This is a genomic window from Shewanella sp. ZOR0012 (assembly GCF_000798835.1).
Taxonomy (GTDB): domain Bacteria; phylum Pseudomonadota; class Gammaproteobacteria; order Enterobacterales; family Shewanellaceae; genus Shewanella; species Shewanella xiamenensis.
The window spans coordinates 1,832-6,042 of record NZ_JTLE01000085.1; the positions used below are offsets into that span (position 1 = coordinate 1,832).

Below are 4,211 nucleotides of genomic sequence, written 5' to 3' on the forward strand. Positions count from 1 at the left end.
ATGCAATTTGCACCCGGGTTCTTCATGCTAAGCGCTGCTCCAGCACAATAGTCGGCTAAAAAGCCGCTAAGCAATTAGCGGCTTTTTGCATTTACACGACTTCATTTTCGATGAGCGTTTTAAACCTGCTATATTTTGCGTCAGCTTATCAATTAGCCCAATCCTGAGCTCTACTCATACTTTCATTATACCAAGCTCTTAATTTCAAACTGCATTAATTAGCAAGTTGTTTCTTTAAATATCATCTAGTTAACAATATTCATTTTATGCTTTGCGAAATGCCATTGTTGGGCTAAATTACCCTGATAACCTATATTCCGGTTGCGGTATTCTGATTTGGCTAAACTCTCTTAGTCAGCATTGGTTAAAGGTGGATAAAGTTGATATCGATATATTTAGTTGACGATCATGAGCTGGTGAGAACTGGGATCCGCCGTATCTTAGAAGATGAACGTGGGATCAAAGTGGTGGGTGAAGCGCCCGATGGTGAGACCGCGGTACAGTGGACGAGACAAAATGAAGCCGACGTCATCTTAATGGACATGAATATGCCAGGTATGGGCGGACTCGAAGCGACGCGTAAGATTTTACGTTATCAACCTCATGCTAAGATTATTGTGCTAACAGTGCACACCGAAGATCCGTTCCCCAGTAAAGTGATGCAGGCGGGCGCGTCTGGTTATTTAACCAAAGGTGCGACGCCACCTGAAGTATTGCAAGCGATACGTCAGGTTTCCCGTGGGCAGCGCTATTTATCTCCTGAAATTGCCCAACAAATGGCATTGAGCCAATTCAATCCCGCCGATGAGAATCCGTTTAAAGCCTTGTCTGAGCGTGAGCTGCAAATTATGTTGATGATCACCAATGGTGAAAAGGTCAATGATATTTCTGAGCAGCTCAACTTAAGCCCCAAAACCGTTAACAGTTACCGTTACCGCTTGTTTGCCAAGCTTGGGATCAGTGGTGATGTGGAGCTGACTCGTTTAGCGATCCGCTATAAAATGTTAGATGCTGGCCATTTCTAATGGCCGCTTGTGTCAATGGTTCTAGCATTAATTAAGTGTTAGCTGTGAGTTTGAAAACGATTTATCAAGCAGTTTTGAAGATGGTAAGTAAAAGAGTGGGTGTGTAACGATGTCGACAGGTTTTAACGCCCAGAGTTTTTTACGTACAGTCACCTCTTCGGCGGGTGTTTATCGCATGTATGACGTCAAAGGTGACGTCATTTATGTGGGTAAGGCCAAAGATCTTAAAAAGCGCTTATCTTCCTATTTCCGTAAAAACCTTGGCAATGTGAAAACTCAGGCGCTGGTGTCCCATATCCATCATATCGATGTGACGCTGACCCATAGTGAGACCGATGCACTGCTGCTTGAAAATGACTATATCAAGCAGTACATGCCCAAATACAATGTGTTACTGCGGGACGATAAGTCATACCCCTATATTTTCTTGAGTCAACACGAGCATCCACGCCTTGCATACCATCGCGGGCCGCAGCGGGAGAAGGGCTATTACTTTGGGCCTTATCCGAATGGCGGCGCGGTGCGTGAAAGTTTGCACTTGATGCAAAAGCTGTTTCCTATCCGCCAGTGTGATGATCTCTATTATAAATCCCGCACTCGTCCCTGCTTGCAGTACCAGTTATCCCGTTGCAGCGCGCCTTGCGTCAGTAAGGTCAGTAATGCGGAGTATGATGAGCAGGTTAAACTCGCCAGTTTGTTCCTTAAGGGAAAAGATAAACAAGTTATCAGTGAGCTGGTGGCTAAGATGGAAGAGGCCGCCGAGCAGCAAGCCTATGAGCAAGCCGCGCGCTTTCGCGATCAAATTATGGCGCTGCGCCGGGTAGCTGAGCAGCAAGAAGTCTCGGGAAACACCGGCGATATGGATGTTATCGGCGTACACTACGCCTCGGGTATCGCCTGTTTCCATTTACTCTTTATTCGCGAAGGCAAGATTTTTGGTAGCCGTAGCTATTATCCAACGGTGCCCGCGCAAACGGATATCGAAGAAGTCTTACGCTCTTTCCTGCTACAGTTTTATTTAAATGCCGATATTCAACGCACTATTCCTAAGGAAGTGGTGATAAGCCATCACTTTGAAGAATTGCATGAGTTAGAGGCGGCCGTCTCTGAGGCGTTGAATAAAAAATTCAGCATCAAAACCAATGTGCGCGCCGACAGGGCGAGTTTTTTACGCCTCGCGATCACCAATGCTACCAATGCGGTTATGACGCGCCTGTCCCATAAAAACACCGTTGAACAGCGTTTTGTGTTGCTTGAGGAAATCCTCGAGCTTAATGCGCCGATTCAGCGAATGGAGTGTTTCGATATCAGCCATACCATGGGTGAGAGCACGGTAGCCTCCTGTGTGGTGTTTAATCGTGAAGGGCCGCATAAAGCCGAATATCGTCGTTATAATATTGAAGGTATTACGCCAGGCGATGATTATGCCGCCATGAAGCAAGCCATTAGCCGTCGATTTGATAAAATCGATGCCAGCGGCAAAATCCCTGACATCTTATTTATCGACGGCGGTTTAGGTCAGCTGCGTATTGCGCAGCAAATTGTCGATGAGAAATTTGTCAATTTAGATAAAGCGCCGCAACTGATTGGCGTGGCTAAGGGGGAGAGCCGTAAACCTGGGCTGGAAACCTTAATCTTTGGCGACACTGAAACGAGCTTTTCCCTTGAAGATGACTCACCCGCATTGCACCTTATTCAACATATTCGCGATGAATCCCACCGCTTTGCCATCACTGGGCATCGTAATCGCCGTCAGAAAACCCGTAACACCTCAACGCTTGAATCCATTCCGGGCATTGGCCCTAAACGCCGTAAAGCGTTACTCCAACATTTGGGCGGTTTGCAGGAAGTGAAGGGCGCGAGCGTGGCCGAGTTAGCGAAAGTGCCAGGGATCAGCATAGAAATGGCACAAACCATTCATGATGCATTGCGAGGGTGATAAAATTAAGGCAAGATTGGCGCTGCTTTTGACTAACTGGTTTGATCATGCCGTTTAACTTACCCATAGCATTAACTCTTTTTAGGCTTTTTTTACTGCCCATTTTTGTGGTGTTGTTTTATTTACCTTACAGCTGGACGCCTTTTGTTGCCGCATTTGTGTTTTGGTTGGCGGCGTTAACGGATGCATTAGACGGTTATGCGGCGCGTAAACTCAAGCAACTGACCCGTTTTGGCGCCTTCCTCGATCCCGTCGCTGATAAACTGATGGTGATCACCGCGCTCGTATTATTAGTTGACCAATACGCTGATATTTGGCTCACACTGCCAGCACTGTTTATGATTGGCCGTGAAATTGTGATTTCAGCCCTGCGGGAGTGGATGGCTGAATTAGGTAAACGCGGCACGGTTGCAGTTTCTTGGATCGGCAAATATAAAACGGCGGCGCAGATGGTGGCGATTATTGGCCTTATCTGGCAATACAATCCACTCATGATCACCGCGGCATTTGTGCTGTTATATATCGCTGCCGTATTAACGTTCTGGTCAATGATGAGTTACATTTTAGCCGCCTGGAAAGATTTAACGGCTGAATAGCACAATAAAAGATCAAAGAGATTATTTAGTGCGCAAGCAGTAAGTTATCGATAAAACAGCGGTTGACACTGCATCGTAAATAGGTAGAATGCCTCCCCGTAGACGAGAGACGAAGTGAAAACAAAATCTTAACTCTGCGTGATGCGACATTAGCTCAGTTGGTAGAGCGATACCTTGCCAAGGTATAGGTCATCGGTTCGAACCCGATATGTCGCTCCAATCTAAAATGATTGGAAAGATGGCGCGATGGCAGAATGGCTATGCTGCGGATTGCAAATCCGTCGATCTCGGTTCGACTCCGGGTCGCGCCTCCATAATATAAGATATTAATGACACGATTCCCGTCGTTAATATGAAGAGTTTGCCCGAGTGGTGGAATCGGTAGACACAAGGGATTTAAAATCCCTCGCTGGTAACAGCGTGCCAGTTCAAGTCTGGCCTCGGGTACCATTATTATAATGGTGACAGCTCAAAGCGAGCTGAAGCGTTAAACTTCGTTACCTATAGATTGAAATATAAGTAGAAGAGCGAAGCAAAGAGTTAACAATATCAATAGCAGTGCTTACGATATTCAGAGTTTGCCCGAGTGGTGGAATCGGTAGACACAAGGGATTTAAAATCCCTCGCTGGTAACAGCGTGCCAGTTCAAGT

Annotated in this window: 3 protein-coding genes and 3 tRNA genes; all 6 read left to right on the plus strand. The window is 46.3% G+C overall.

Translation table 11 applies throughout. From position 1 onward, the window contains the following. The first annotated feature begins 380 nt into the window (after positions 1 to 380). The 6 genes from uvrY to L976_RS01735 all read left to right on the plus strand — a co-directional run bounded on the left by uvrY (position 381) and on the right by L976_RS01735 (position 4,010). Positions 381 to 1,025, plus strand: a complete 645-nt coding sequence (uvrY, locus tag L976_RS01710) for a UvrY/SirA/GacA family response regulator transcription factor (protein WP_047533588.1) — start codon at positions 381 to 383, stop codon at positions 1,023 to 1,025. A gap of 109 nt (positions 1,026 to 1,134) precedes the next feature. Further along, the gene (gene uvrC, locus L976_RS01715; RefSeq protein ID WP_047533591.1) at positions 1,135 to 2,964 is read left to right on the plus strand and encodes an excinuclease ABC subunit UvrC; all 1,830 of its coding nucleotides are present in this window, start codon (positions 1,135 to 1,137) and stop codon (positions 2,962 to 2,964) included. Between the two features lie 47 nt (positions 2,965 to 3,011). Further along, positions 3,012 to 3,560, plus strand: a complete 549-nt coding sequence (gene pgsA / locus L976_RS01720; RefSeq protein WP_037417386.1) for a CDP-diacylglycerol--glycerol-3-phosphate 3-phosphatidyltransferase — start codon at positions 3,012 to 3,014, stop codon at positions 3,558 to 3,560. Positions 3,561 to 3,703: 143 nt separating this feature from the next. After that, a tRNA-Gly gene (locus L976_RS01725) sits at positions 3,704 to 3,779 on the plus strand. A gap of 21 nt (positions 3,780 to 3,800) precedes the next feature. Continuing rightward, a tRNA-Cys gene (locus tag L976_RS01730) sits at positions 3,801 to 3,874 on the plus strand. 49 nt (positions 3,875 to 3,923) lie between these two features. Next, a tRNA-Leu gene (locus tag L976_RS01735) sits at positions 3,924 to 4,010 on the plus strand. Positions 4,011 to 4,211 lie beyond the last annotated feature (201 nt).

Bases quoted from the DNA above. Each gene is read 5' to 3' on its own strand.
- uvrC (WP_047533591.1), top strand. From the start codon at position 1,135: ATGTCGACAGGTTTTAACGCCCAGAGTTTTTTACGTACAGTCACCTCT.
- pgsA (WP_037417386.1), top strand. From the start codon at position 3,012: ATGCCGTTTAACTTACCCATAGCATTAACTCTTTTTAGGCTTTTTTTA.